This window comes from Burkholderia sp. Ac-20384, from assembly GCF_017104605.1.
GTDB lineage: Bacteria > Pseudomonadota > Gammaproteobacteria > Burkholderiales > Burkholderiaceae > Burkholderia > Burkholderia lata.
This window is the reverse complement of record NZ_JAAGPE010000618.1, coordinates 1-1,911: the sequence shown is the minus strand read 5'-3', so window position 1 is coordinate 1,911 and position 1,911 is coordinate 1. Positions and strand designations below refer to the sequence as shown.

General features: G+C 63.5%; 1 pseudogene. It reads right to left on the bottom strand.

Features of this window, described 5'->3' with window-relative positions:
• A pseudogene (locus tag G3O00_RS42350) lies at positions 1-1,911 on the bottom strand (hemagglutinin); the annotation flags it as partial.

The window sequence follows — 1,911 nt, the reverse complement described above, 5'->3', positions numbered from 1 at the left end:
GTGAACCGATCGAGCTAGTAGCCGACGAGAGACCAGTCGACGTCGAGGTCGACAACGACGTGATCGAGCTGTTCGCCGACGACAGACCCGTCGAGGTCGAGGTTGAAAGCGAATCGATCGAGCTGTTGGCCGACGACAGGCCGGTCGAGGTCGAAGTCGACAGCGACGTGATCGAGCTGTTCGCCGACGACAGGCCCGTCGACGTCGAAGTCGACAGCGAATCGATCGAGCTGTTCGCCGACGAGAGGCCGGTCGACAGTGAACCGATCGAGCTAGTAGCCGACGAGAGACCAGTCGACGTCGAGGTCGACAACGACGTGATCGAGCTGTTCGCCGACGACAGACCCGTCGAGGTCGAGGTTGAAAGCGAATCGATCGAGCTGTTAGCCGACGACAGGCCCGTCGACGTCGAAGTCGACAGCGACGTGATCGAGCTGTTGGCCGACGACAGGCCCGTCGACGTCGAAGTCGACAGCGAATCGATCGAGCTGTTCGCCGACGACAGGCCGGTCGACGTCGAGGTCGACAACGACGTGATCGAGCTGTTGGCCGACGAGAGGCCGGTCGACGTCGAGGTCGACAACGACGTGATCGAGCTGTTGGCCGACGACAGGCCGGTCGAGGTCGACGTGGACAGCGAAGTGATCGAGCTATTCGCCGACGACAGACCGGTCGAGGTCGACGTGGACAGCGACGTGATCGAGCTATTCGCCGACGACAAACCCGTCGACGTCGAGGTCGACAGAGACGTGATCGAGCTGTTCGCCGACGACAGACCCGTCGAGGTCGAGGTTGAAAGCGAATCGATCGAGCTGTTAGCCGACGACAGACCCGTCGACGTGGAGGTCGACAACGAGGTGATCGAGCTATTGGCCGACGACAGCCCCGTCGACGCCGAAGTCGACAGCGAGGTCACTGAACTGTTGGTCGAGCTCAAGCCCGTCGACAGCGACGAAATGGCGCTCGTTGCGGTACCAACCTGTTGGGCGACCGAATACAGCTGGCTGCCGTTGATCGCGTCGGTACTGGTCTGCGTTACCTGGCCAGCGGCGACGTTGGTGATTTGTCGCTCGTTGCCTGCGGTGCCGACGCTAACGGTGCCGACCGGCGTGGTGCCTGCGAATCCGCCGAACGTGACGCCGCCGACGGTCGCGCTGCTCGTGCCAACGGCCGGTCCGGTCTGCGAATTGGCGCCGAGCGCCACCGAATTGTTGGTGCCGGCGACTGCGCCGGTGCCGATCGCGACGGCGTCGGTGCCGGTCGCGGTGCTGTCCGGGCCGGTCGAGTTCGCGTGGAAGTACTTGATGCCCTGGCTGTTGATGTTGTTGATCGCCGAGCCGACGCTGTTGGCAGTCGACGTCGTGCCGTTCGCGTTGTAGGTCGTGTACGCCGGCGCGGAAACCGTGCCGGTCGTCGGGTCGTACGTGGAGCCGCCGCCGAGTGCCGACGCCGTGCTGTTGCCAAGGTTGTTCGTCTTGGTCGTAATCGTGCTCAGGCCGGTCGACAGTGAGCCGATCGAGCTGGTGGCCGACGACAAACCGGTCGACGTGGAAGTCGACAACGACGTCACCGAACTGTTGGTCGACGAGAGGCCGGTCGAGAGCGACGTGATCGAACTGGTGGCCGACGACAGACCGGTCGACGTGGAAGTCGACAGCGATGTGACCGAGCTGTTGGTCGACGAAAGGCCGGTCGACAGCGACGTGATCGAGCTGGTGGCCGACGACAAACCGGTCGACGTGGAAGTCGACAACGACGTCACCGAACTGTTGGTCGACGAGAGGCCGGTCGAGAGCGACGTGATCGAACTGGTGGCCGACGACAGACCGGTCGACGTGGAAGTCGACAGCGATGTGACCGAGCTGTTGGTCGACGAAAGGCCGGTCGACAGCGACGTGATCGAGCTGGTGG